The 1,369-nt window shown below is 63.1% G+C and carries 2 protein-coding genes; both read right to left on the reverse strand.

Features of this window, described 5'->3' with window-relative positions:
- Nucleotides 1-135: 135 nt before the first annotated feature.
- Complete coding sequence (locus tag LX15_RS32070; RefSeq protein ID WP_253674911.1) at nucleotides 136-759, reverse strand: DUF3558 domain-containing protein; 624 nt, start codon at nucleotides 757-759, stop codon at nucleotides 136-138.
- Nucleotides 760-781: 22 nt separating this feature from the next.
- On the reverse strand, nucleotides 782-1,369 hold a 588-nt coding region (locus LX15_RS32075; RefSeq protein WP_253674912.1), incomplete at its 5' end, for a DUF3558 domain-containing protein.

Below are 1,369 nucleotides of genomic sequence, written 5' to 3' on the forward strand. Positions count from 1 at the left end.
GCCGAGAAGCTGGGTGTCGTCGGAGGTGCGTCTCCGGCGACGGACGGAGAACATGCGGTGAGCGTCAGGGCTGCCAGAAGGGAAGCGGACACCACGGCACGTTCCCGAGCCACTACTCCTCGCGCCCGGCACATCTCAACCGCCCGCCTTCATCGTCTTGATCATCTCGGCGGCGACGGTCTGCGCGCGACCACACGGATTGTTGAAGTCAGCAGGCTTCTCGACACCCGTGTTGAACGCCAACTGGACTTCGTAGACGAGCTGATCGGTCAGGCCGACGCTGATGTCGCACTTCCCCTTGCTACGGAAATCATCAGAGTGGTTTGCGATCACTGCGGGCCGCCCATCGATCTCAAGCGGCTCGAACACTTTGAACGCACCACGCCTGGCGTAGAGACCAGGAAGACCGTCACCCTTGACGATAAACGTTCCGAACAACGACATCTTCGACGTGCCATCGCTGTCACGCCAAACGCAGCTCGGACCGTGGGCCGCGCTGCTCGGCTCGCCAGGCTTGCTGATGTTCAACGCGCGAAGCTGGGCGGGAGACAACACGCCGCACGGGTCCTGCTGAAACTTCTCCGTGCTCAACGGTCGGGAGACCCGAGGCGCACTGTCGGAATCCACGCTCGTGGTGCTTCCACCCGCTCCACCCGACCCATTCGTGGGGCCGGCCTCACCGGCGGTCGAGAAGGAGCAGCTGGTCAGCAGCAAACCCGCCAACAAGGAAGCGGGCAACACCACTCTTCCCCGAGCCATTGGTCTTTCCCCTCGACACACCTCAGCCGCCCGCCTTCATATTCTTCAAGACCTCGGTGGCGATCTTCTGGGTCCGCGGACAGGGGTCAGAATAGTCATCTGACTTGTGCGCACCGCTTCGGAGTTGCACCTGCGTCATGTAGACAAGCTGGTCCGTGACGGCAACGACCGCCGTGCAGCTGCCTGCTTTACGGCTGTCGACTTGGTCCGCCAGCACCGCCGGGTACCCCTCGATCGGAGGAAGGGGCTGGAACAGCTGGAAGTTCTTCTGCCGACTGTAGAGGCCGGCCATACCATCGCCCTTGGTCACCAACGTCAGGGTGAGAAACATTTTCGATGGCCCGTTGTCGTCCGACCAATCACAGGCAGGACCTGTCGAGGCGCTGCGAGGCTTTCCAGTCGCGCTGATGTTCAGAGCCTGTAGCTGGGCCACCCCCAGCATCGAGCACGGATCCTGCTGATACTTGGACGTATCCAACGCCTGCGGAACCCGAGGGGCGCCGCCCGCGCCCGAACTGGCACCGGCCGAGAAGCTGGGTGTCGTCGGAGGTGCGTCTCCGGCGACGGACGGAGAACATGCGGTGAGCGTCAGGGCTGCCAGAAGGGAAGC

Origin of the sequence: Streptoalloteichus tenebrarius (assembly GCF_024171885.1) — a bacterium.
Classification (GTDB): Bacteria; Actinomycetota; Actinomycetes; order Mycobacteriales; family Pseudonocardiaceae; genus Streptoalloteichus; species Streptoalloteichus tenebrarius.

Excerpts from the sequence above, each read along its gene's own strand:
- LX15_RS32070 (WP_253674911.1), bottom strand. The coding sequence starts at position 759 with ATGGCTCGGGGAAGAGTGGTGTTGCCCGCTTCCTTGTTGGCGGGTTTG.